Annotated in this window: 14 protein-coding genes; 5 read left to right on the top strand and 9 right to left on the bottom strand. The window is 68.1% G+C overall.

Annotation, left to right across the window (positions count from 1 at the left end; genetic code table 11):
- Positions 1–38: 38 nt before the first annotated feature.
- The 5 genes from DBP14_RS24705 to DBP14_RS24685 all read right to left on the bottom strand — a co-directional run bounded on the left by DBP14_RS24705 (position 39) and on the right by DBP14_RS24685 (position 6,971).
- Positions 39–1,277, bottom strand: coding sequence for an RNA polymerase sigma factor (locus tag DBP14_RS24705; RefSeq protein ID WP_241741027.1), 1,239 nt, complete (start codon positions 1,275–1,277; stop codon positions 39–41).
- A 152-nt stretch (positions 1,278–1,429) separates the two neighbouring features.
- The gene (gene dnaG, locus DBP14_RS24700) at positions 1,430–3,340 is read right to left on the bottom strand and encodes a DNA primase (RefSeq protein WP_129309309.1); all 1,911 of its coding nucleotides are present in this window, start codon (positions 3,338–3,340) and stop codon (positions 1,430–1,432) included.
- A gap of 47 nt (positions 3,341–3,387) precedes the next feature.
- Positions 3,388–4,653, bottom strand: coding sequence for an FAD-dependent oxidoreductase (locus DBP14_RS24695; protein ID WP_129309308.1), 1,266 nt, complete (start codon positions 4,651–4,653; stop codon positions 3,388–3,390).
- A gap of 104 nt (positions 4,654–4,757) precedes the next feature.
- Positions 4,758–6,035, bottom strand: a complete 1,278-nt coding sequence (locus tag DBP14_RS24690; protein ID WP_129309307.1) for a deoxyguanosinetriphosphate triphosphohydrolase — start codon at positions 6,033–6,035, stop codon at positions 4,758–4,760.
- Positions 6,036–6,185: 150 nt separating this feature from the next.
- The gene (locus tag DBP14_RS24685; RefSeq protein WP_129309306.1) at positions 6,186–6,971 is read right to left on the bottom strand and encodes a sirohydrochlorin chelatase; all 786 of its coding nucleotides are present in this window, start codon (positions 6,969–6,971) and stop codon (positions 6,186–6,188) included.
- Positions 6,972–7,134: 163 nt separating this feature from the next.
- On the opposite strand from DBP14_RS24685, the gene DBP14_RS24680 reads away from it, so the two are divergent.
- The 3 genes from DBP14_RS24680 (at position 7,135) to DBP14_RS24670 (ending at position 12,009) form a co-directional block, all read left to right on the top strand.
- Positions 7,135–7,812 carry an ElyC/SanA/YdcF family protein gene (locus DBP14_RS24680; RefSeq protein ID WP_129309305.1) on the top strand — a complete coding sequence of 226 codons (678 nt, stop codon included), beginning with the start codon at positions 7,135–7,137 and terminating at the stop codon, positions 7,810–7,812.
- A gap of 221 nt (positions 7,813–8,033) precedes the next feature.
- The gene (locus DBP14_RS24675) at positions 8,034–10,184 is read left to right on the top strand and encodes a molybdopterin oxidoreductase family protein (RefSeq protein ID WP_129309304.1); all 2,151 of its coding nucleotides are present in this window, start codon (positions 8,034–8,036) and stop codon (positions 10,182–10,184) included.
- Between the two features lie 178 nt (positions 10,185–10,362).
- A complete protein-coding gene (locus tag DBP14_RS24670) occupies positions 10,363–12,009 on the top strand; it encodes a M4 family metallopeptidase (RefSeq protein ID WP_129309303.1) in 1,647 nt (548 codons plus the stop codon).
- Here DBP14_RS24670 and DBP14_RS24665 read toward each other — a convergent pair.
- A complete protein-coding gene (locus DBP14_RS24665; RefSeq protein ID WP_129309302.1) occupies positions 11,996–12,496 on the bottom strand; it encodes an ATP-binding protein in 501 nt (166 codons plus the stop codon). The genes DBP14_RS24670 and DBP14_RS24665 overlap by 14 nt on opposite strands.
- A gap of 189 nt (positions 12,497–12,685) precedes the next feature.
- Between DBP14_RS24665 and DBP14_RS24660 the strand changes: the two genes are divergently transcribed.
- Both DBP14_RS24660 and DBP14_RS24655 read left to right on the top strand, forming a co-directional pair.
- Complete coding sequence (locus tag DBP14_RS24660; RefSeq protein ID WP_129309301.1) at positions 12,686–13,573, top strand: helix-turn-helix transcriptional regulator; 888 nt, start codon at positions 12,686–12,688, stop codon at positions 13,571–13,573.
- A gap of 3 nt (positions 13,574–13,576) precedes the next feature.
- Positions 13,577–13,759 (top strand): DUF397 domain-containing protein, encoded by a 183-nt coding sequence (locus tag DBP14_RS24655; RefSeq protein ID WP_129309300.1) that lies wholly within the window; start codon positions 13,577–13,579, stop codon positions 13,757–13,759.
- A 57-nt stretch (positions 13,760–13,816) separates the two neighbouring features.
- Here the strand turns inward: DBP14_RS24655 and DBP14_RS24650 are convergent, their stop codons facing one another.
- The 3 genes from DBP14_RS24650 to DBP14_RS24640 form a co-directional block, all read right to left on the bottom strand.
- On the bottom strand, positions 13,817–15,868 hold the full coding sequence (locus DBP14_RS24650) for a hypothetical protein (protein WP_129309299.1): 2,052 nt from the start codon (positions 15,866–15,868) through the stop codon (positions 13,817–13,819).
- A gap of 164 nt (positions 15,869–16,032) precedes the next feature.
- A complete protein-coding gene (locus DBP14_RS24645; RefSeq protein WP_129309298.1) occupies positions 16,033–16,740 on the bottom strand; it encodes an ABC transporter ATP-binding protein in 708 nt (235 codons plus the stop codon).
- A gap of 1,262 nt (positions 16,741–18,002) precedes the next feature.
- On the bottom strand, positions 18,003–23,474 hold the full coding sequence (locus tag DBP14_RS24640; protein ID WP_129309297.1) for a DUF6531 domain-containing protein: 5,472 nt from the start codon (positions 23,472–23,474) through the stop codon (positions 18,003–18,005).
- Positions 23,475–23,913: the final 439 nt, after the last annotated feature.

Below are 23,913 nucleotides of genomic sequence, written 5' to 3'. Positions count from 1 at the left end.
CGGCGCCGCGGCCAACGAAGCGCAGTCGGTCGGGGACGTCAGTCCAGATACCCGCGCAGCTGGTCGGCGAAGGTATGGTCCCGCAGCTTGTTGAGAGTCTTGGACTCGATCTGCCGTATCCGCTCCCGCGTCACCCCGAAGATCCGCCCGATCTCCTCCAGCGTGCGCGGCCGCCCGTCCATCAGCCCGTACCGCAGCTGTACGACCTTCCGCTCCCGCTCGCCGAGCGTGGACAGCACCGCCTCCAGGTGCTGGCGCAGCAGCAGGAACGCGGCGGACTCGACGGGGCTCGTGGCGTCGCCGTCCTCGATGAGGTCACCGAGCGCGACGTCGTCCTCCTCGCCGACCGGCGCGTGCAGCGACACCGGTTCCTGGGCCAGGCGCAGCACCTCGCCGACCCGCTCGGGCGGCAGGTCGAGGTGGGCCGCGACCTCGTCGGGCGTCGGCTCGTAGCCCCGCTCCTGCAGCATCCGCCGCTGGACGCGCACGACCCGGTTGATCAGCTCGACGACGTGCACGGGGACCCGGATGGTGCGGGCCTGGTCGGCGAGGGCGCGGGACATGGCCTGGCGGATCCACCAGGTGGCGTAGGTGGAGAACTTGTAGCCGCGGGCGTAGTCGAACTTCTCGACGGCGCGGATGAGTCCGAGGTTGCCTTCCTGCACGAGGTCGAGCATGGTGAGCCCGCGGCCGACGTACCGTTTCGCTACGGACACCACGAGCCGCAGGTTGGCCTCGATGAGCCGCCGCTTGGCCATCCGGCCCAGCACGACGAGCCGGTCCAGGTCGAGCGCCAACTGGCTGTCCAGATCAGGTGTGTTGAGGAGTTTCTCCTCGGCGAACAGCCCGGCTTCGACACGGCGGGCGAGCTCGACCTCCTCGGCGGCGCTGAGCAGCGGGATACGGCCGATCTCGCGCAGGTACTGGCGGAACAGGTCGGCGGAGGGGCCGCTGGTGTCGGCGCGGGCGGCGGCGGCCGGCGCCTCGACGGGTCCGGCGGCCTCCTCCGGCTCCTCGGCCAGCGCCTCGGCGGGCGGTTCCGCCGGCTCGGCGACCGCCTCCGGGTGGAGCGGGCCGCGGCTCTGCGGGGGCACGGCCACGAGAACGTCGCTCTCCGCGTCCGGTTCTTCGGCGGTGCTGGTGGCGCTGGTGCTGCTGTCGGTCTGGGTGAGGGTCTGGGTCTGCACGGGGGCGACCTCCAGGATGATCGCTGCGGAGGTGTGCGGCAGCGGTACTTCGGCCTGAGCCCACGGCTCGCACTCCGCGGTCTCGGGCACCGCCCCCAGTGTGGGGTAAGACACATACTCGCCACGAGGGGCGTGCGGTGACTTTTTGCATCCGCTTCGTGACCGACTGGTGATCGATCGGCCGGTGACCGACAGGCCGGCACGGGATCAGACACGCGGGTCCGCCGGTGCCCGGGGACGGCTCAGAGCGCGTCCGCGCCCCGTTCGCGCAGGGCCTGGTCGTACTGTTGGAGGACCCACATCTCGTTCTGGACGGCGGCGAGTTGGGCGGGGTCGCCGCCCGTGGAGAGGCGGGTGAGCTGGGACTGGATGTCGCGGATGCGGCGTTCGACGGCGCGGCGGCGGATCTGGACGAGGACCGTGCCGGCGTAGGTGTCGTCGACGGTGCGGCGCATGATCGGCTCGACGGCGAGTTCGGTGACCATGGCGCGGACGGCGTCGTCGGCCGCGGCCTCGCGGACCCGGACCAGGTACTCCTGCGGGTCCTGGACGCCGTACTCGGCGCCGCCGGACTCGGCGATCGTCTGGCGTACGGCGGCGTAGGGCGGTGCCGTGAACTCGTCGACGCCGTACGCGTCGAAGGCCGGGGAGACCAGTTCGGGGCGCTGGAGGGCGAGTTTGAGGAGTTCGCGTTCGGCCGCGTAGACCGGGTTGCGGAGGGTGAGGGCCGGACCGCCGGGCCGCTGCTGGGGGGCGGTCTCCCACTGCTGCTGCGGGCCGCGGGGCGGCTGCGGGCCGCCGCCGCCCTTGACGCCGCGCTCGCGGGCCCAGCGGGCCAGTTGGGCCACCCGCTTGACGACGAACTGGGTGTCGAGGATGCCGAGCAGACCGGCCAGTTCGACGGCGACCTCGTGCTGCGCGCCGCTGTTCTTGATGCGGGCCACGATCGGCGCGCACTCGTCCAGTGCGGCGGCGCGGCCGGCCGGGGTGTCCAGGTCGTAGCGGCTCACGACGTGGCGGAGGGCGAACTCGAACAGCGGGGTGCGGGGCTCGGCCAGCTCGGCGACGGCCTCGTCGCCCTTGGCGAGCCGCAGCTCGCAGGGGTCCATGCCGTCCGGAGCGATCGCGATGTACGTCTCGGCGGCGAACTTCTGGTCGTCCTCGAAGGCGCGCAGGGCAGCCTTCTGCCCGGCCGCGTCGCCGTCGAAGGTGAAGATCACGCGGGCCGAGCCGTTGTCCATCAGCAGCCGGCGGAGGATCTTGATGTGCTCGCCGCCGAACGCCGTGCCGCAGGTGGCGATGGCGGTGGTCACCCCGGCGAGGTGGCAGGCCATGACGTCGGTGTAGCCCTCGACGACGACGGCCCGGCTGGCCTTGGCGATGTGCTGCTTGGCCAGGTCGATGCCGTACAGCACCTGGGACTTCTTGTAGATCGGCGTCTCGGGCGTGTTCAGGTACTTGGGGCCGGTGTCCGCCTCGTACAGCTTGCGGGCGCCGAAGCCGACGACCTCGCCGCCGATGTCCCGGATCGGCCACATCAGGCGGCCCCGGAACCGGTCGATGGGCCCGCGCCGGCCCTCCTGGGCGAGGCCGGACAGCAGCAGTTCCTTGTCGCTGAAGCCCTTGCCGCGCAGGAAGCGGATGAGGTGGTCCCAGCCCTGGGGGCTGTAGCCGACGCCGAAGTGGACGGCGGCCGCCTGGTCGAAGCCGCGCTCGGCGAGGAAGACCCGGCCGGTCTCGGCCTCGGGGCTGCTCGCGAGCTGCTCGGCGAACCACTGCGCGGCGACCTTGTGCGCCTCGACCAGGCGGATCCGCTCGCCCCGCTGGTGGGCCGGGTTGTACCCGCCCTCCTCGTACCGCAGGGTGATGCCGGCCTGGGCGGCGAGCCGCTCCACCGCCTCCGAGAAGGAGAGGTGGTCCACCTTCATCACGAAGGTGATGGTGTCGCCGCCCTCCTGGCAGCCGAAGCAGTGGAAGAGTCCCTTGCTGGGGCTGACCTGGAAGGACGGCGACTTCTCGTCGTGGAACGGGCAGAGTCCCTTGAGGTTCCCGCCGCCCGCGTTTCGCAGCTGGAGGTACTCGGAGACCACGGCGTCGATCGGAACCGCGTCCCGAACCGCCTTCACGTCCTCGTCGTTGATCCGTCCAGCCACGAGGTGATTCTACGGGGACGGTGTGACAGCACCGGCCCTGAGGGAGGTCAGGGAACGAGGCTGTCGAGCGGTACGTGCGGGTCGGCCAGCGCCTCCGGGTCCACCGCCGCCCCGGACCGGATCAGCGCCTGGATCGGCTCTGTGACATCCCACACATTCACGTTCATCCCGGCCAGCACCTTGCCCTCCCGGACCCAGAACGCGATGAACTCCCGCTTCCCGGCGTCACCCCGGATGACCACCTCGTCGTACGACCCCGGCGGCGCCCATCCGCTGTACTCCATCCCCAGGTCGTACTGGTCGGAGAAGAAGTAGGGCAGGCGGTCGTAGGTGCCCTCCTTGCCGAGCATGGCGCGGGCCGCGGCCGGGCCGCCGTTCAGGGCGTTGGCCCAGTGCTCCACCCGCAGCCGGGTGTCGAAGAGGGCGTGCGGGAAGGAGGCGACGTCACCGGCCGCGTAGATGTCGGGGTCGGAGGTCCGCAGCCGGGAGTCCACGGTGATCCCGCCGCCGTGCGCCCGCTCGGCCAGCTCCAGGCCCGCCGCCTTGGCCAGGCCCGTGCGCGGCTCCGCGCCGATCGCCGCGAGGACGGCGTGCGCCGGGTGCTCCTCGCCGTCGTCGGTGCGGGCGGCGAGGACCATGCCGTCCTGGCCGACGATCTCGGTGAGCTTCACCCCGAAGTGGAAGCGGACGCCGTGCTCGCGGTGCAGCGCGCCGAACACGTTGCCCAGCTCGGGGCCGAGGACGCCGTGCAGCGGGGTGGGCGTCGGCTCGATCACGGTGACCTCGGCGCCGTACTCCCGGGCCGCCGCCGCGACCTCCAGTCCGATCCAGCCGGCGCCCGCGATCACCAGGTGCCCGTTGTCCCGGCCGAGGGAGCCGAGGACGCCCTTGAGCCGCTCGGCGTGGGCGAGCCGGCGCAGGTGGTGGACGCCCGCGAGGTCGGTGCCGGGGATGTCGAGGCGGCGGGGCTCGGCGCCCGTGGCGAGCAGCAGCTTGTCGTAGTGGACGAGGGTGCCGTCGTCGCCGAACCGGACCGTCTTGGCGTACCGGTCGACGGCGTCGACGGTCTGGCCGAGGTGGAGCTCGATGTCGTTGCGCGCGTACCAGGCGGGCTCGTGCACGAAGACCTTGTCGCGCTCCTCCTTGCCGAGCAGGTAGCCCTTGGACAGCGGGGGCCGCTCGTACGGGTGGTCGCGTTCGTCGCAGATCAGTATCACGCGGCCGCTGAACCCCTCCGCCCGCAGCGTCTCGGCCGCCTTCGCGCCGGCGAGGCCGCCTCCGACGATGACGAATGTCTGATCCGCGTCGACCACTTGATGCCTCCTCGTAAGGGTGCCGCCACATGCGAGCGTCCCGCACGCGGCGTGTTGCGGGAAGGGGGAGTGACCCGATCAGGCCACTCGGGGGCACATTCCTCTCACATATGCCCCGTCAGTCTCGCGTGCAGCGAGCGGGCGGAGGCGTCCGTGAGGGAGGCGATCTGGTCGACGATCACCCGTTTGCGCGCGTGATCGTCCGATGCCCCGTCGAACAGCGCCCGAAACTGCGGGTCCAGCCCGTCGGGCGCGCGGGTGGTGAGCGCCTCCGCGAGTTCGGCGACGACGACCCGCTGGTCGGCGCGCAGCCGCTCCTGCTCGGCCCGCTGCATCACATACCGGTCGGCGACCGCCTTGAGCACCGCGCACTCCAGGCGGGCCTCGCGGGGTACGACGAGTTCGGCGTCGTAGCGCGTGAGCCTGCCGCTGCCGTACGCCGCCCGGGTGGCGCCCTCGGCGGCCAGGCAGAACCGGCCGATGAGCTGGCTGGTGGCGTCCTTCAGGCGGGCCTGGGCGACCGCCGTGCCGTCGTAGCCGTGCGGCCACCACTCCTGGTCCTGGAGGCGGTCCAGGGCGGCGGCGAGTTCGGCGGGGTCGGTGTCCGCCGGGACGTACCGGCCGACGGCGACCTCGAACACGGCCTGCCGCTCGGGCTCGGCGTGCAGGCAGTTGGGGTCGATGTGACCGGCGTGCAGGCCGTCCTCCACGTCGTGCACCGAGTAGGCCACGTCGTCCGACCAGTCCATGACCTGCGCCTCGAAGCAGGTGCGGGTGCCGGGCGCGTACGCGCGGACCCAGTCGAACACCGGGCGGTCGTCCTCGTACGCCCCGAACTTCGGGGACGCCGGGTCGGTGGGGTGGGCACCACGCGGCCAGGGGTACTTGGTGGCGGCGTCCAGGGCGGCCCGGGTGAGGTTGAGGCCGACCGAGCCCTCGGGCGTGAAGCGCTTGGGTTCGATGCGGGTCAGCAGGCGCAGCGACTGGGCGTTGCCCTCGAAGCCGCCGCAGTCGTCGGCGAACTCGTTCAGGGCCTGTTCGCCGTTGTGACCGAAGGGGGGATGGCCGAGGTCGTGGGAGAGGCAGGCCGCCTCCACCAGGTCGGGATCGCAGCCGAGGGCCGCGCCCAGCTCGCGGCCCACCTGGGCGCATTCGAGGGAGTGCGTGAGGCGGGTGCGGGGGCTGGCGTCCCAGGCGTGGGTGCGGGTGCCGGGCGTGACGACCTGGGTCTTGCCGGCGAGGCGGCGGAGGGCCGAGGAGTGCAGGATGCGGGCGCGGTCGCGTTGGAAGGCGGTGCGGCCTGGGCGTTTGTCGGGTTCCGGGGCGAAGCGGTCGGCTGACGCCGGGTCGTATGCGGTGAGAGTACCTGCGGTGCCTTCCATGGGTCGACAGTACGGGGCGGCTGTGAGAATTGGGGGTTGGCGGTGCGCCTAGTCGTCTGCGTGGAGCTGCTTTTCGGGCGGGTGCGGGTGCGTTGTGGTTGATCGCGCAGTTCCCCGCGCCCCTTTGGGGCGCCGCACTGCGGCCTCCTTTCAAGCTGACGCGAGGTGCACCTCTGCGCTCGCCCTTGCCTCGTCGTAGCGGTGCAGGATCAAGTCGGTCATCGCGTCGTGGGCGCCCAGGGGGGACGAGGCCAGCCAAGGGGTTTTGGTTGCGCATTGGGTGGCGAAGTGGCCGGGGGCTGTGAAGTAGGAGGCGATGGCGATGTGGGGGCGGCCTCGGGCGGTCAGGGCTCGTACGGCTGTGTCGATCGTCGGGGTGGCGGCCGAGGCGTAGGCGGGGATCACCGGGACGCCGAGGCGGGCGGCGAGGAGGCGGGCCGTGCGGCGGGTGTCGGTCGCGGAGTCCGGGTCGCGGGAGCCGGCTGCCGCGAGGACGACGGCGGCGGTGCGGCGGGTGGCGGGGTCGAGGACGGTCGGCCAGCCGGACTCCAGGAGGCGGGTGTGCAGGGCGTCCACCAGGAGGGGGTGCGGGCCGAGCGGGGCCGCCACGCGCGCGTGTGCCGGTGCGGCCGCCGCCAGCTCGGGGATGTCCCGTTTGACGTGGTAGCCGCGGCTGAGGAGCAGCGGTACGAGGACGGCGGGGGCGGTACCGAGGGCGGCGAGGGTGTCGGGGAGCAGGGGCTCGTTCAGCTCGATGTGGCCCAGGTGGATGGGGAGGCCGGGGCGGCGCTCGCGGACCTTGTCCAGCAGGGTCCGTACGGTTCGCAGCGCGCGCGGGTCGCGGCTGCCGTGGGCCACGAGGACCAGGGCGGGCGGTGCGGGGCGGCGGAGACGTGCGGTGCCGGTTCGGGTGCTGGTGCTGTTCGACGCCGTCATGCGGGCAGCCTGCCGGAGGGACGTTGCGCCCCCGTTGCGCTGCCGTCACAGGCATTTTCCGTGGGCTCACGTCGTACGGGTGTGCGGTGTGAGGCGGGGCGGCGCGAAACCGGAACGGCGCCGACCGCGTCCTCCATGGTCGTAACCGATCAGTGGGGGCCGTATGAAGTTCCGCCGACCGCGGTTGCCGCGTACCCGCTCGGGGCAGCGGCGGCTGGTGCGGGCCGTGATGGCCGTGTGCGTGCTGGCGCTGCTTCCGGCCACCTGGCTGTACGTGTCGACGGCCGGCCGGCTGCGGACGGCGGCGGACGTGCCGCGCACCGAGGTCGCGGTGGTGTTCGGCGCGGGCCTGTGGGACGGGGAGCCGTCCCCCTATCTGGCGCACCGGCTGGACGCGGCGGCGAAGCTGTACCGGGCGGGCCGTATCGAGGTCGTGCTGGTCACCGGCGACAACAGCCGGAAGGACTACGACGAGCCGGACGCGATGCGCGCCTATCTGACCCGGCACGGGGTGCCGGACGGGCGGATCGTCAGTGACTACGCCGGATTCGACACCTGGGACTCCTGCGTGCGCGCCAAGAAGATCTTCGGGGTGGACCGGGCCGTACTGATCAGCCAGGGCTTCCACATCCGGCGGGCGGTGGCCCTGTGCGAGGCCGCGGGGGTGGACTCGTACGGCGTCGGGGTCTCCGACAAGCACGACGTGACCTGGTACTACGGCGGGGCGCGCGAGGTGTTCGCGGCGGGCAAGGCGGCGCTGGACGCGGTGTTCCAGCCCGATCCGCGCTTCCTGGGCCCGAAGGAGGCGGGGGTGGCGCGGGCGCTGGGCGGTGAGCGGTGAGCGGTGAGCGGTGAGCGGTGAGCGGTGAGCGGTGAGCGGTGAGCGGGAGCCTCGCTGCTCGCGGGCCGGTGAGCGATGCCTCGCTGCTCGCGGGCCGGTGACCTCACTGGCCGACGGCCCGGGACCTCACTGCTCGCGGGCCGGCGCGGGGAGGTCGCCGTCCCGGCCGTGTAACCGGCGGCGGACCCAGGACGTAACACTCCCCGCGCAGGCTGGGCGGCATGGACACCACCTCGACGCCCACCCACTGCCCGTACTGCGCCCTGCAGTGCGGGATGAACCTCACGCCCCGCCCGCAGGGGGGCGTCGAGGTGACCGAGCGGGCCGGCTTCCCGGTGAACCGGGGCGCGTTGTGCGGCAAGGGCCGTACGGCGGCGCAGGTGCTGTCGCCGGCCGCGCGGCTGACCTCGCCGCTGGTCCGGTCGGGCGGCCGGCTGGTGGAGGCGTCCTGGGCCGAGGCGCTGGACCGGATCGCCGGTGCGCTGCGGGACACGCGCGCGGAGCACGGCGCGGACGCGCTCGGCGTGTTCGGCGGGGGCGGGCTGACGAACGAGAAGGCGTACGCGCTCGGCAAGTTCGCGCGGGTGGTGCTGGGGACCTCGCAGATCGACTACAACGGCCGGTTCTGCATGTCCTCGGCGGCGGCCGCCGGCACGAAGGCGTTCGGTCTGGACCGGGGGCTGCCGTTCCCGCTGGAGGACGTCCCGAGGAGCGGGTGCGTGATCCTGGTCGGCTCCAACCCGGCCGAGACCATGCCGCCCTCGCTGCGGTTCTTCACCGAACTGCGGGAGAACGGCGGCACGTTGATCGTCGTCGACCCGCGCCGCACGAAGACTGCCGAGCAGGCCGACCTGCACCTCGCTCCCCGGCCGGGCACCGATCTGGCGCTGGCGCTGGGCCTGTTGCACCTGGTGGTTGCCGAGGGGCGGACCGACGAGGAGTACATCCGGGACCGGACCACCGGCTGGGAGGAGGCGCGGGCGGCGGCGATGGCGCACTGGCCGGAGCTGGTGGAGCGGATCACGGGGGTGTCCGTTCCCGAACTCCGCGAGGCGGTGCGGCTGTTCTGCGAGCCGGAGTCCGCGATGGTGCTGACGGCGCGCGGGCCGGAGCAGCAGTCCAAGGGCACCGACACGGTCGGCGCGTGGATCAACCTGTGCCTGGCGACCGGCCGGCCGGGGCGCCCGTACTCCGGGTACGGCTGTCTGACCGGGCAGGGCAACGGGCAGGGCGGACGTGAACACGGCCAGAAGGCGGACCAGTTGCCCGGTTACCGCAAGCTGGACGATCCGGCCGCGCGACGGCACGTGGCCGGGGTGTGGGGGGTGGACCCGGACAGCCTGCCGGGCCCGGGACGCAGCGCCTACGAACTCCTCGACGCCCTCGGCACGGACATCCGGGCGCTGCTGCTGATGGGCTCCAACCCGGTGGTGTCGGCCCCGCGCGCCGCGCACGTGGAGCAGCGCGTCCGATCGCTGGACTTCCTCGCGGTGTGTGACGTCGTCCTGTCGGAGACGGCGGAGCTGGCGGACGTCGTCCTGCCGGTGACGCAGTGGGCGGAGGAGACGGGCACGACGACCAGCCTGGAGGGCAGGGTGCTGCTGCGCCGCCGGGCGGTCGCCCCGCCGGACGGGGTCCGCAGCGACCTGGAGGTCCTGCACGAACTGGCCGCCCGCCTCGGCATGGAGAAGGGCTTCCCGACCGACCCGGAGGAGGTGTTCGGGGAACTGCGCCGGGCCTCCGCGGGCGGCCCCGCCGACTACTCGGGCATCACGTACCGGCGGCTGGCGGCGGAGGACGGGGTCTTCTGGCCCTGCCCGGACGGCACGGCGGCAGACAGTCACGATGCCTCCCCCCACCCCGGCACCCCCCGCCTCTTCCTGGACCGGTTCGCCACCGGTGACGGGCGGGCGCGGTTCGTCGCGGTGGCGCACCGGGCGGCGGCGGAGGAGCCGGACGCGGAGTATCCGCTGCTGCTGACCACCGGCCGGGTGGTGGCGCAGTACCAGTCGGGGGCGCAGACCCGGCGGGTCGCGGAGCTGAACGCGGCGGCGCCCGGTCCGTTCGTGGAGCTGCACCCGCGGCTCGCGGCGCGGCTCGGCGCGGCCGACGGCGACCCGCTGGCGGTGGTGTCCCGGCGCGGCCGGGCCGTCGCCCCGGCCCGCGTGACCACGGCCATCCGCCCGGACACGGTCTTCATGCCGTTCCACTGGCCGGGCGAGGGCCGCGCCAACAACCTCACCAACCCGGCGCTGGACCCGACCTCGCGGATGCCGGAGTTCAAGACGTGCGCGGTGCGGGTGGAACTCCTCCGGCCGGCACAGGCGGCCCTCCGCCCGACACAGGCCCTGCGGCCGTCGGAAGCCGTCTGATCAGCGGCCCCGTCACGGGGGCGGCGCCGGAACGATCACGGAAACGATCCCCTACCCCCGCCACCTCGTCACACATCTCCATGAAGACGCTATGGACATGACATGTCATGCCTCCTTAAATCTCAGGAGACAGCAGCGCCAACCCCCACGCCTCGAAGGCGCCTTCCCAAGGAGACCGATGAGCCGGATACGGCACGTCCGAGGATCCCGTCGTCTCGCCACGGCCGGCATAGCCGCCACCAGCGCCGCCCTGCTGGCCACCGCCCTCTCCCCCGCAGCCCACGCGGACGCCCGGCCGACCCGGGCCACCGCGATCGAGAACGCGGCGTCGGCCCTCGTGGCCCATGCCGCGAGCCTCGGCCTGACCTCCGCGCAGGACACCAGCGTCCGGGACGTCATCGTCGACAAGGACGGTACGCAGCACGTCCGCTACGACCGGACCTACCACAACCTCCCCGTGCTGGGCGGCGACTTCGTCGTCCACCTCTCCCCCGGCGGTACGTACCGCAGCGCCAACCGGGCCACCAGAGCCACGATCTCCCTCCCCACGATCACCCCGAAGCTGTCCGCGCCCAAGGCCGCCGACCTCGCGGTGAACGCGCTGCGCGCCGCCAACCTGGGCGAGACGCTGCACCGGCTGAAGGCCAAGCCCGAGCTGATCGTCGACGCCCTCCACGGCACGCCCCGGCTGGCCTGGCGCACCAACGCCGTCGGACAGGACTCGCTCGGCAACCCGGTCGCCCGCACGGTGCTGACCGACGCCCGCACCGGCGCCCAGATCGACGCCTGGGACAGCATCGAGACGGCCACCGGCGACGGAGAGTCCCTCTACAGCGGGACGGTTCCGCTGGAGACGACCCAGTCGGGCTCCTCGTACCAGCTCAAGGACCCGACCCGCGGCAACACGTACACCGGGGACGCCGAGGGCAAGACCGACCTGTGCTTCTTCGGCATCTGCTTCGTCCGCGCCCCCGCGACCCTGTTCACGGACGCCGACAACCACTGGGGCACGGGCAGCAACAGCGACCGCGCCTCGGCCGCCGTCGACGCCCAGTACGGCACCAACGAGACCTGGGACTACTACAAGAACGTCCACGGCCGCAACGGCATCGCCGGTGACGGCAAGGGGTCGTACAACCGCGTCCACTACGGCAGCAACTACGACAACGCCTTCTGGGACGACAGCTGCTTCTGCATGACGTACGGCGACGGTGACGGGACCACCTTCGGCCCGCTGGTCGCCCTCGACGTCGCCGGGCACGAGATGACCCACGGCGTCACCTCCAAGACGGCGGGCCTGACCTACTCCGGCGAGTCCGGCGGCCTGAACGAGGCCACCTCCGACATCCTCGGCACGATGGTGGAGTGGTACGCGAACAACCCCTCCGACAAGGGCGACTACCTGATCGGCGAACAGATCGTGAAGCCCGGCTTCGGCCAGCCCGCCCTCCGCTTCATGGACAAGCCCTCCAGGGACGGCAACTCGGCCGACTACTGGAGCAGTTCCGTCGGCAACCTCGACGTCCACTACTCCTCCGGCGTCGCCAACCACTTCGCCTACCTCCTCGCGGAGGGCAGCGGACCCAAGACCATCAACGGGGTCAGCTACAACTCCCCGACCTACAACGGCTCCACCCTCACCGGCATCGGCCACGACAAGGTCGGCAAGATCTGGTACCGCGCCCTGACGGTCTACATGACGTCCTCCACGAACTACGCGGGCGCCCGCACGGCCACCCTCAACGCCGCCAAGGACCTCTACGGCGCGAACAGCGCGGAGTACAACGCGGTGGCGGCGACCTGGAGCGCGGTCAACGTGAACTGATCCCGGTGCTCTGACGCGCATCACACGGCCGCTCCGGTTGCCGAAAACCGGAGCGGCCGTTCCGCTGTCCGACGTCCAGCTCGCACCAGACGGCCTTCCCCACCGTCAGCTCACGCACGCCCCACCGGTCGGCGACCTCCCGCACGATCAGGAGCCCCCGTCCGAACATCTCGGCCTCCCCCGCCATGCGCGGGCTCGGCAGTAACTCACCCTTCGGGTCGGTGACGGCGATGCGGACGGCGCTTGGCATGAGCGCGAGTTCCACACGGAAGAGGCGGTCTTGGACGGAGCCGTGCAAGACCGCGTTTCCACTCAGCTCCGAGACAAGAAGGGCGGCGTCTGCCGCGAGTTCGGAGCAGCCCCATTCGCCGAGGAGACGGTGGGCACGGCGACGGGCGAAGGTGACGCTCTGCGGAAGGGGACTGTAGTCGAGGCGGTCGTAGTGGAGGGGGGTCTCGGGGTGCCGGGGGTGCTGGGAAGGGGTCATGTCACGTCTCCGGGCATGGTTGGGCGGCGCACCACCAGCCGATGTCACTCGGCGATCGATTCGTCACCGACGGTAGAGCCCCGGCGCAACTTCGTTCAACATCTTCCCGATAGATATCCACCGAACGTGTTTGCAGTGCTGGCTCGCCCGCAGCACACTGACGGCTGACAGCACCGAAGGAGCGACCGAGTGACGGTAGATCAGACACGGCAGGGCAACAGCACGACCAGCGTTCTCGGACGCCGGCTCGGCGCCGAACTCTTCAAGCTCCGCACGGCGGCGGGATTCACTCAGCCACAGGCAGCGACGGCGCTGTCCGCCTCCACAGCGAAGGTCGCCAAGCTGGAGGGCGGTTGGGTGCCGGTACGGGATCCGGACATCAGGGCCCTGTGTGAGCTGTACGGCATTCGTGATCCTGGCAGGATCGGCAGTCTCTTGGAGCTGGCGAAGGTTGACCGTGAGCGGCGCAAAGCCAAGGGCTGGTGGCAGGAGTTCTCCTTCCCCGGCGTCATGCAGGAATACATCGCGCTGGAGAACGCAGCGACCACAATCCGGGCATGGCAGCCGGCGTTCATTCCAGGACTACTGCAGACTCCCGAGTACGCCCGCGGGTTGCGGGAGAACCCCGCCGCGCAGGTGACGAAGGGCCCGGAGCCGGACGAGGAGTTCGTCGCCGCCCGGATCGCCCGCCGCAGACGGCTCACAGAAAAGCCTGCGCTGTCACTACGGGCGGTAATCTACGAGGCGGCTCTTCGGAACTTTCCCGGTGGCGCTCCGACCGCCCGGGCGCAGATCGAAGAACTCGTGAATCTCGCCGACCTGCCGAGCGTGGGCCTCCGGATCTACCCGTTCAGTGCTGGGACGCATGCAGCCCTGAACGGCTCTTTCAACATCATGTCGTTCGCCGAACCCGGCGCCATGGATGTGGTGTATGTGGAGGGTCCGCTCGCCGAGCGCTGGGTGGAAGGCGGCGACAGCGCCGCAGCTTACGATGAACTGTTCGAGCGGATCGCCGAGCTCGCACTGGACGAACAGGGCTCGGTCTCGTTCCTCCACGACCTGCGCAAGGAACTGTGAGCCGTGACTGATTTCGAGTACCGCAAGTCCAGCTACAGCAACGAGAAGGCCGAATGCGTCGAAGTCGCCACCAACATCGTCCCCATCGTGGCCATACGGGACTCGAAGAACCCTTCGGGCCCCGCCCTCTTCGTCTCGCCCGGGACATGGACGGCCTTCCGATCAAGCCTCACACTGGCCGACTAGCGTCCGCGTGAGGCCCTACGGAACGGCACCCAGCCGCGCCCCCTCCCCCCGCTCGGCTCAGTCGGCCACCGGCCGCCAGCTCACGGCCACTCGGGTCGCGGAGCGCCACCCCCACAGACACAGCAACGCGGCACTCGTGCTCGCCCCCACTGCCAGAACGAGGTAGAGGCTGTCGGGCACAGGCTGGCGCCCGCCGACTGTGATGGGCGCGGTCAGCCACATCGAGATGGTGCTCCCGACCGCAGCCGCAAGCACGGTGGGAAACAGCAAGGACCAAGCGGCGATGGATCCAAAAATCCCATAGCCGCCGGCCAGCGCGGACAGCGGGGCGACTTCCCGGCCGAAGCGCCTGAATTCGGCGAGCGTGGTGAAGCCGATCGCGAGTACCGTCAAGCACGCGCCAACCAGACCGAGCAACCTGACCCAGGCAGCAGATGCCTCCAGGTCCTTGGCACCAAGGAGCCAACTGTTGCCGAGGGGCTCGGCATTGGCCCGCATGTCGAGGTGCGCTCGTGCGATCTCCCGGAGTCGCGGCATCGACATGTCTGCCCCTGACTTGTCAACAGCGATCAGGGTCGATGACTCGTCAGCAGCCGTTGAGATATCATCCACGCGGCCCTGCCGTACGGTGATCCGGCCCGCTGTTGTACTTCCAGTCCACCGAAGAAACTGAGCAATCCTCGGGTCCCGAACCCGCCTTTCCGAGCCGTTCTCCCCAGTTTTGCCATCGCAAGGGAGCTTGAGTGCCTTGAGCGCTGTGCAGGACCCGGTGAACCTGGTACTCACCCCGGCGCTGTCGCTGGGGGATGTCGACTCGACAAGCAACAGTTGCACACCGGCGGGCAAGGCTCCGGCGAAGTCGCGAACACGCTCCTTGTCGTCGGGAAGCGGCGAGACGACAAGCAGTGAGGTGCCTATGCGATCCCTCGTAGCCGTAGCGTTCACCGCGTTCTCGCCCAGCAGCCCCGTCCAGAGTTGAGCCTGAGCCGCTACTCCGATCATGACGACAACCGCTGCGACCAGACGGGCGGTCACCCGTGTCTGTGCGGCCAGTCTGCGCCCGGCGATCAGCATTCCAGGACGGCCCAGCTTGCTCCCCGTCTTTGCGATTCGTACGCCGGCCCACCCTGTCAACACAGCGATCGTGGACGGGAGCGTCAAAAGGACCGCCGCCACGCCCAACGCGTACACCGGCAGACGAAGGTCATCGCCGGCGAGTTCCGACCCCCGGACAGCGAAGAGCATGGCGAATGGGAAGAGCCAGGGCACCCAGCCACGCTGGCGCTGGAATCGGGGCGCCGGACGGGTCGATCCGGAGTCGGCACGACGACGGGGGTGAAGAACTACGGCCGTGACCAGTACCAGGACGAGCGTGACTGCGCCCGCGACCACCAGCCAAGGCAAGGCGCGACGGGCGTCCTGAGCGCTGAGTGTGAAGTCGGTCCAGGGGAAAGGTACGTCGGTGAGCAACGTGGGACTGATCAGCCCGGTGGCTCCGGCGAGGCCGCAGGCGGTGGGCACGGCAACTTCGCCCAGCGTGAACACAGTCTGCGAAATCGCCCCGGCGCCAAGGGCATCGAACAATGCAAGCCGCCGTTCCCGAGCGGCCGATCCGATGCGCACGCCAGCCAGGAGGAACACGAGAGCAGGCATAAGTGCAAATCCCGCCAGTCCTGCGGCGAACACCGAAAAGTCCGGGATGGACATGCTCTCACCGAGAGAGGCAATGCCACCGCCACTCGACCCGAACCCGCGGACTGGGTGCATGGCCTTGCGGTCGAGCAGCTGGGCACGCGGCCGGACATACGCGAAGCGTTCCTCCGGTGCCTCAAGTCCTTCTGAGCCAATGGTGCCGGCGAAGGTGCCGTAGCGCGTTCCTATGCCTTCCCGGCTTCCCGCCTTGAGCAATGCGGGAGACAACACCGCCTCGCCAGGCTCGGGCCAGCGGGTGAGACCTGGAGGCAGCGGCGCGTTCGGCCTCAGCGGTTCGATGTACACCACCGTGTGCTGACGCCCATCGACGTCGTCGCTACCCCAGGACCACAACGCCACAGCCTCGCTTCGCTGCTTTTCGCTGAGGATCTGTGGGGCGCGGTCGGCGCCTCGCATCTCACGGCCATGGTACGTGGCATGCGCGAGGGCTAGCGCACCGAGCGCGAGGGCCAGCAGACAGGTCGCTATTCCAATCGCCCAAGAACGGAGGCGTCCCCCCTCCGGGGAGAACGATGCCGTCCGGCCCACTCGCAGAACGTGCAAGAGCATCGGGTACTTCTTCATGACATCGCCCCTGCCGACGCGGGCTCCTCAGTCTGGACAAGTCGGCCATCATGGAGGAAGAGACGGCGCTGGGCGCAGGAAGCGACGGTGCGGTCATGAGTGACTACCACGAGGCCGCAGTTCCAACGAGACGGCAGGCTGAACAACAGATCAGCGACCCTCTCGCGAGTCGTGGAATCCAGGGCTCCCGTGGGCTCGTCGGCCAGAAGCAGCGTGGGCCGATTCATGACAGCACGCGCCACGGCGACCCGCTGGCGTTCGCCTCCCGAAAGAGAGCCCGTGTCGGCCGCTTTTACAGGCACGCTCAGTTCGCTGAGCAGTTCTCGAGCACGATCGAACGCCTCCGCGCGCGACTTCCCTGCGAATAGGCCTGCCATTGCAACATTCTCCACCGGCGTAAGTTCAGGAAGAAGTTCACCCGATTGGAATACCATACCGATCGACTCTCGCCGGTGCCGTAGCAGCTCCCGACCGGATAGCGAGCCCATTCGCTCCCCATCGACGACCACCGCTCCTGCTTCTGGCTTGAGCAGACCAAGTACGCACATCAACAGAGTTGACTTGCCGCAACCGCTCGGCCCTGAGATCGCGACGGATTCTCCAGACCGGACCTTTAGGTCAACCGAATCAAGGATCATCCGCTCCTTGATCCGATAGCGCAGTCCAGCCACTTCCAGAACCATCGAATCCGCCTCTTTCAGCATGCCTACCTTCAATTTACACACTCGAAAACGCGGAAGCCGCACGCAATCCCCGAAGTAGCGGATTTGCGAGCGGCTCCCTTTGGGCGCTACACGCCTGGTCTGCAAGATCGGTCAGTCCGAATCCCAACCGCTACAGTCGTCTGGCCAATGATTGATGTCCTCACACGCCTTTATGCGCCAAATCTCACTCCCATGCCAAGCGCTCTTGTTCTTGTGACCATAACCGTCCTTCTCCCAGAGAGTACGAACGGTGCTACTGAAATACGGGTATGAGTATTGCGCTTTGACCGAATGCCCATCCTTGTCCGTGTCTTCGATATTCGCATAGCGACGTATATATCCGGGTTTCCCCGACGTCCAGGCATAGGCGCCGTCCGTCGCCGCATCGATCTCCCCAGCGAACGCTGGAGTGGACATCGTAAGCGCTGCCACCGCGATGGCAGCCGCAGCAATTCTCTTAACCTGCATACCCCCCCTTGATAGTCTGGATATACTAATGGCACGACTCGCGCGACGGATTCCTGTTGCAAATTTCAGTCATCGTCCCAGGAGCTACATTCGTCAGGCCACCGATTCTTGTACTCGCAAGCCTTTATTTTCAGTACATAGGACCCTGAGCCACTTGTACTACTGTGCCCGTACCCACGCTTCTCCCAGAGAGTACGCATCGTGCCCGAACTGTACAGGCGGTAGTACTGCGCCTTGACAGGATGGCCGTCCTTAGCCGTGTCCTTGATGTTCGCGTAATGATCACTATTCGACGTCCACGCATAGGCGCCGTCCGTCGAAGCGTTAAAGGCAAAAGCAGGCGAAGAGGCAGCCAAAGCTGCGACTCCCACTGCAAGAGCAGTACCCATTCGTAGCTTTTTCCTTCCCATTTCATGCTCCTTTACGACTTCTAAATTTCCGAATGCGAGACTCGTGCGCCCATCAGACATCCTCCAACGCATGGGTCATTCAAGACATTTACGACTTCACATTCTGAATGGCCGAACGTCTGGCATCCAGTCGCAATTCACCATCCGGCATGATGTCGACAGTCACAGCCTCAATTTCAGATCCGATCGCCGGAAAATCCACGGGGGTGACCTGCACTCCTCTCTCGGCTAGAAGGACAAAGTCAACGAAAGCACGCGGCGCGGCAACTGAGGGACTTACAATCCGGACATCAATACCGAATCTACCTCGATGTCCGGTGACAATGCACCGAACGAGTTGCCTCGGGCCGAGGCCACGTGACTCCCATTCCTGTTCCCTTTCCATCAGAGCGTCCTCCCGTCGTCCGTCCAAGTTTGATCCCATTCATGATTCCACCATGTCACACTGTCGATGTACTCATTGAATTCCTCAATCCTTTCCCGCTCGATGATCCACTGGAATTCGTCAGGCTTATTGTCGTGCGTTCTCCGGTACCTATCGGGCGGGAAGGCTTTGAAGAACCCAGGCTTCATCACGAACTCATGGTATCCGTTTTCATGCGTGCCCTGCTGAGCATACTGCTCTGCAACGCTCCTGGTTTCACCCAGATATACCGTTCCCTTGTGCAGATGACCGTCGGAAGATCGGTAGTCCGGGTGGTTCGCTGGGTCAGGCCCGTTGGCTTCCACTGCACGGTTTCCCTTTGCCGGTGCTCGGAAGAGCAGGAATGGAGGGTCACCGGCGAAGACCTTGACCTTGGGGGCAAAAAGGCGGAAGCCCCTCAAAGCGCCCCATGCGGGTTTGAGTAGGTTACCGAGTCCGCCTGTGAGGGCTCCGACCAGGAGGTCGGAGGGTGTCGTGGATCGGCACTGCGCGGTGTTGATGGCCCAAGTGAAGCCCGCTCCGATGGCGGCGTCGGTGAAGGTGGCGACCGCGAGGGCGCGCCCGCCTTGGAGGCCGAGTTGGGCGGCGAGGCTGGTGCCGGCCGGGGCGAGGAACCCGCCGACCGCTCCTACAACGGCGCCTTCTGCTGTGGCGGCGGCGAAGTCGCCCCAGCTGAAGTCGCCTTGGTGGGTGAGGGCGTAGACGCCTCCGCCTACCACGGCTCCGATGGCCGCGCCGATGCACATCGGGCAGTTGCCCGTGGGGTCGGCCAGGTCGGCGGGGTCGTTGTCGGTGTAGTTGTAGGGAGACTGGTTGGGGTTGTCCGCGGCGGCTGCGGCGGGGTCCTGGGTGGTGAAGCGGCGCTGGGTGGTGTCGTAGGAGCGGGCCCGGAGCTGGAGCCGGTCCGGGAGGTACTGGTCTTTGTACTGGCCCGTGTAGCCGTAGGGGCTGGCCTGTCCCCCCGTTTTGGTGGCTTTGCCGGTCGGGCTGCCCCAGGCGCTGTAGGTGTAGCGGTAGTTGTCGACTCCGGCGGCGTCGTAGACGGCGCTGGTGGAGTTCTGGCGGTCCTGGGTGAAGTAGTAGGTACCGACGGTGCGGTCCATGGAGCGGGCCGTGCCGTTGGGGTCGTAGTGGTAGTCGGCTGCCAGGGTGCCGTTGGCGCTGGTATCCGTGGCGATCTGGGGCAGGGGATTGTTGATGTCCCAGATCGAGGTGCCCGCGAGCACGTTGTTCTTCTTGACTGCTGTGCGGTTGCCGTCGGCATCGTAGGTGAACGTGTAACTGTTGCTGCCGATCTTGGCCGACTTGACGCGATTGGCGGCGTCATAGGCGTAGGTGCCGTCGTCGTCCTTGATCTGGTTGCCATCGGCGTCGTAGGTGTAGCTGGTGGTGGCGGCGCCCTTGGTCGTCGACAGCAGTTGATCGCCGGCGTTGTAGCCGTAGGTGGTCGTTGAGCTGGAGCTGGCCGCGGTCTTGAGGTTGCCGACCTTGTCGTATGTGTAAGTGGCACCGGCCGTCCCCGTGAGGCAGGACGTCGTCGAGGTGTCCGTGCACGTGCGGGTCATGCGGCCCGCGCCGTCGTACGCGTACCGGGTCGGGTGACCTGAACCGTGCTTGTCGGCGATCAGCCGGTTGTTCTCGTCGTAGGTGTAGGTGTTGCTGAGAGTCGGTGTGGTCATCGAGGCCAGGCGGCCGGCCTCGTCGTAGGTTCGGGTCTCGTTGCGGGCCGTCGTGGTCGGCAGGGCGACCGACGTGAGGTTGCCCGCCTTGTCGTACCCATAGGCGGTGGCTTTGCTATCGGTCTCCTGGGCCGTGATCCGGCCGACCTTGTCGTAGTCGTAGCTGGTGGTGCGGCCGTCGGGATAGGTACGCGACTTCAGGGTGCCGTCGGTGTTCCACCGGTAGCGGAACGATCCTTCTGCTCCGGGTGCCGTGATCGAGGCGATCCTGTTGTCGTCGTTGTAGGTGAGCGCCCGGGTGCCGCTCGCATCCGTGACGCCGGTCAGGCGGCCTGCGTCGTCGTAGGAGTACGACTGCGTCGGTGTGCCGTCGGAGTATGCGATCTTCGTAGGCAGGTTGCGGGCATCGACGCTGGTGCTGATCGTCTGGGCACGGGCGTTGGTGTATTTGGTCCGGTTGCCGTCGAGGTCGTAGTCGTAGGAGACCGTTTTGCCCAGCGGGTTCTTGACCGAGGTCAGCTGGCCCTCGGCGTTGTGCCCGTAGGTGGTGGTGTGGTTGTTGGCGTCGGTGCTGATGGAGAGGAATCCGGCGGTGTCGTAGGTGAGCTTGGTCGCACCGGTGTCCGGGGCGGTGACCTGCGTCAGCCGGCTGAGTTCGTCGTACGCGTAGTCGGTCGACTTCTTGCGTGCATCAGTGACTGAGGTGACGTTGCCGTCGGCGTCGTAGCCGGTGGTGTTCGTGTGGCCGAGCGGGTCGGTGACGGAAGTCGGATTGCCTGCCGGGTCGTAGCCGTAGGTCCAGGTGTACTTCGCCGGGTCGGCACCGCTGACGTTGCCGCGCGGATCGACGACCGTGTGCAGATCGCCATCGGCGTCGTAGCCGTAGGTCGTGCGCTCGTTCTCCGGTGAGACCTGGGCTGTCAGGTGGCCGTCGTCGTCGTACTCGTAGCGGGTGACGTAGCCGGACCAGGTCTTCGACGAGGTCAGACGGCTGTCTTCGTCGTAGGTCAGCGTGGTGCCGTGGCCGAGGCCGTCGGTCGTCTTGACCAGGTTGCCGTCTTCGTCGTAGGTGACGCTGCGGGTGTGGTTCAGCGGGTCCGTGACGGACAGCGGCCGGTTGTCCGCGTCCCAAGAGAGGGCCGTGGTCTTGCCCAGCGGGTCGGTCACGGTCTTGCGGTTGCCTACCTTGTCGTAGCCGAACGTCCACGTGTACTTCTTCGCATCAGCACCTGTGGCATTGCCCCGCGCGGAGACGACCTGGATCTGGTGGCCGGCCTTGTCGTACCGATGGGTGACGGTCGCACCGCGGCGGTCGGTCTCCTTCGTCAGCCGACCTACCGGGTCGTAGCCGAGGAGCGTCGTCTTCTGCGCGGGGTACGTGACCGTGGTCAGACGATTGGCGTCGTCGTAGGCGTAGACCGTCGTGCGCTGCAAAGCGTCGGTGACGGTGTGGAGGTCTCCAGCCCCGTCGTAGCCGTATGAGGTGGTGTGCCCGCGTGCGTCCGTGACGGTCTTGATCCGGTCGGAATCGTCGTAGGTGAAGGCAGTGGTGTACTTGGCGGGATCGGCGCCGCTGACGTTGCCGCGCGGATCGACGACCGTGTGCACGCGGCCCGACGCGTCATAGGTGTAGGTAGTCTTGTTGCCCTTCGGCGTGATCACCGATGTCAGATCACCATCGGAGTCGTAGCCATAGCGTGTGGTCTTGCCGCTCGGAGTCGTGACCGATCCCAGCAGATGTGTCGTCGAGTCGTAGCCGTACGTCGTTGTCTTGTCCAGCGGGTCCTGAACACTGGTGAGCTGGTTCAGCGCGTTGTAGCCGAAGTCGGTCGTGTTGTACTCGCCGTCCTGGTGCGAGGCGACGTTCCCGCTGCTGTCGTACGTCCAGTACTCGTCCGACGCGCCGCTCACCCGGGACTTCACCCGGCCCGCACTGTCGTAGGTCCACTTGACCTCGCGGATCTCCGCATCGACTGCACTGGTGCGGTTGTAGAACTTGTCGTACCGGTAGTAGCTCTTGTTGCTCAACGGGTCGATCTGTGTGAACAGGACGTTCTTGTAGTAGATGTCGGTCCACACGCCCTGGTCAGGTGCCGTTACGTCGACCTGGTCGAAAGCACCGTTCTTCGAATACGCGAAGAGCGTCTTGTTGCCGAGGGCGTCCGTCTGTGAAATCACGCGGCCCTGCGCGTCGTACTCGTTGGAGGTGACCCTCTTGTGGCGCGCGTTGGTGACCGCGTTCAGACGCCCGTCGCCGTCGTAGCCGTACGTTTCCGTGGTGCCATCCAGGCCGGTGACACCGGTCAGCTGCTCACCCGTGTAGCTGTAGGTGACGTCGCGGCCGTCGGCGAGTGTGACCTTCTGCAGCCGGTCACCTGTGTAGGCGAGAACAACGACGCGCCCTGCACCATCAGTGATCTTCGAGGGTCGGCCACCGGTGTACGAGATCGTCAAGCCACGACCAGTGCGGTCCTCCTCCCCTGTCAGCCGGCCAGAGGCATTGAAACTGTAGGTCGAGTGATCAGCAGTGGTCAGCTTGTAGCCACTGCCGTCGGAGGCCAGCGTCGAACGGGCCTCACCCGGCGTGGCGAACGTCCCGCCCGACTCCTTGGCGTAGACATGCCGACTTCCGCCCTCGCCGATGAGCGTGGCGTTGCCATCGGCATCGAACTGCAGCCGGGTCTCCCACGGAAGCTGCCAGCCCTTCCCCAAAGCGCCAGTTGACGTGTTGTCCGAGGAATACACACGACCGACAGTGAACGGCACACCCGGGGCAGAGACCTGAGCATCGGTGTAGGACTCGGTGAACGCACCTGTGGCCGTGTTCACCGGGTCCGCACGCATTACCGTCGTGCCCGCCGAACCGCTCGCATCCCCACACACCGCGCTGCACGCCGCCCCCTCCGGCAACTCCGGAACGATGTCGTACGCGTTGTACGAACCACAGGTCTCCGTGGCGCCCGGGTCGTCGGTGACTGTGGTGCACAGCCAGATGACATAACGGGGGACCTGCTGAGTGCACTCCATCGTCGGGAGCGTGATCGACGCGTTGACCACCGGGAACGTCTTGCCGGTGTTCAGCGTGGGCGCCTGCACCGTCTGCCCGAAGTCGAACCACTTGACATCAGCATTGTTCAGACGGCAGTCGTACGCATCCAGCTTCCAGCGAACCTTGACAGGATGCACTTCATTGTCCGCACCGCCCGACTGCCAGACGGCAGCCGACAACTGCAACGGCTCCCCCGGAACCGCGGCACCGATGTGGTTGCCGAGCGCCATCAGCCAACCGCCCTGCTGAGCGGCAGCGTTGCCGAACGGATCCGCCGTCACCTGATAGAGCGCGCCGCTGGAGTACGACGAGGTGGCCGTAGCCGGTCGAGCAGCGAAGACTGCCTGCCGCGCCGAACCACGGGACGGTCGCGGCAGGCCTGGAGCCTTGGGACCCATCGCGTGCAATTGCCGCTGATTGCGCTTCAGCAGGGCGATCTGCGCGGCCGTGGCCGGCCTACTCTTCGTCGACGGCAGGGCATGCGCCTTGCCGGGCTTCGCCCGGCCCCAGGTCTCCTCATGCCGCTCCTTCGGCGTCACCGCCTCCTGATGCGCGGCAGGTTGCGGACCACGGTAGGCGTAGCCACCCCCGTCGCTGCCCGACTGACCGGCATTCACCCGGATCAGCCAGCCACCACCCGCGACGACGGACAGCACCAGCACCGTGATCAGAATCCGCGCACGCGCAGACACAGAAGTCAGCATTCCCCCACCCCACACACCGCGTGCACATCACTGGTCACTCAGTGCACGACATGTGAAGCACTCTGCAACGTTCCTGACGCAGGGATCAAGAGCGGAATGCCCAAATTGGCTACTTAGGCGAACAGTTACTAACATTTATCTTTCGGAATCGTCCGAAAATCGCCGTCGACGCCGCCCGATCTCGTCCGTATGGCCCGGTGCCGTAGAGCGGCCGAAGGGAAAGGCCAGATCAAGACACTGGCCTGAATCTGACTGTCCCCCCCTCGGTGACTGAGCAATATGGGGCCCGGTGATTGCGCTCAGGTGCCCCGTAGGCGCTGAGCCCCCTTGGATAGGACGCCCGTTCACACCTGCCTGGCGCCCATTCGTGTTCTCTTCGGATTTTCGGCTCGTACCGGCCTCGTACGCCCCTGACCTGCCCGAACCCCGGGGCCTCTGG

The organism is Streptomyces sp. L2, assembly GCF_004124325.1.
Taxonomy (GTDB): Bacteria; Actinomycetota; Actinomycetes; order Streptomycetales; family Streptomycetaceae; genus Streptomyces.
This window is presented reverse-complemented; position numbering and strand designations above follow the sequence as displayed.

Excerpts from the sequence above, each read along its gene's own strand:
- DBP14_RS24650 (WP_129309299.1), bottom strand. The coding sequence starts at position 15,868 with ATGCGAGGCGCCGACCGCGCCCCACAGATCCTCAGCGAAAAGCAGCGA.
- DBP14_RS24675 (WP_129309304.1), top strand. The coding sequence starts at position 8,034 with ATGGACACCACCTCGACGCCCACCCACTGCCCGTACTGCGCCCTGCAG.
- DBP14_RS24690 (WP_129309307.1), bottom strand. The coding sequence starts at position 6,035 with ATGGAAGGCACCGCAGGTACTCTCACCGCATACGACCCGGCGTCAGCC.
- DBP14_RS24665 (WP_129309302.1), bottom strand. The coding sequence starts at position 12,496 with ATGACCCCTTCCCAGCACCCCCGGCACCCCGAGACCCCCCTCCACTAC.
- DBP14_RS24640 (WP_129309297.1), bottom strand. The coding sequence starts at position 23,474 with ATGCTGACTTCTGTGTCTGCGCGTGCGCGGATTCTGATCACGGTGCTG.
- DBP14_RS24680 (WP_129309305.1), top strand. The coding sequence starts at position 7,135 with ATGAAGTTCCGCCGACCGCGGTTGCCGCGTACCCGCTCGGGGCAGCGG.
- DBP14_RS24645 (WP_129309298.1), bottom strand. The coding sequence starts at position 16,740 with ATGCTGAAAGAGGCGGATTCGATGGTTCTGGAAGTGGCTGGACTGCGC.
- DBP14_RS24670 (WP_129309303.1), top strand. The coding sequence starts at position 10,363 with ATGAGCCGGATACGGCACGTCCGAGGATCCCGTCGTCTCGCCACGGCC.
- DBP14_RS24685 (WP_129309306.1), bottom strand. The coding sequence starts at position 6,971 with ATGACGGCGTCGAACAGCACCAGCACCCGAACCGGCACCGCACGTCTC.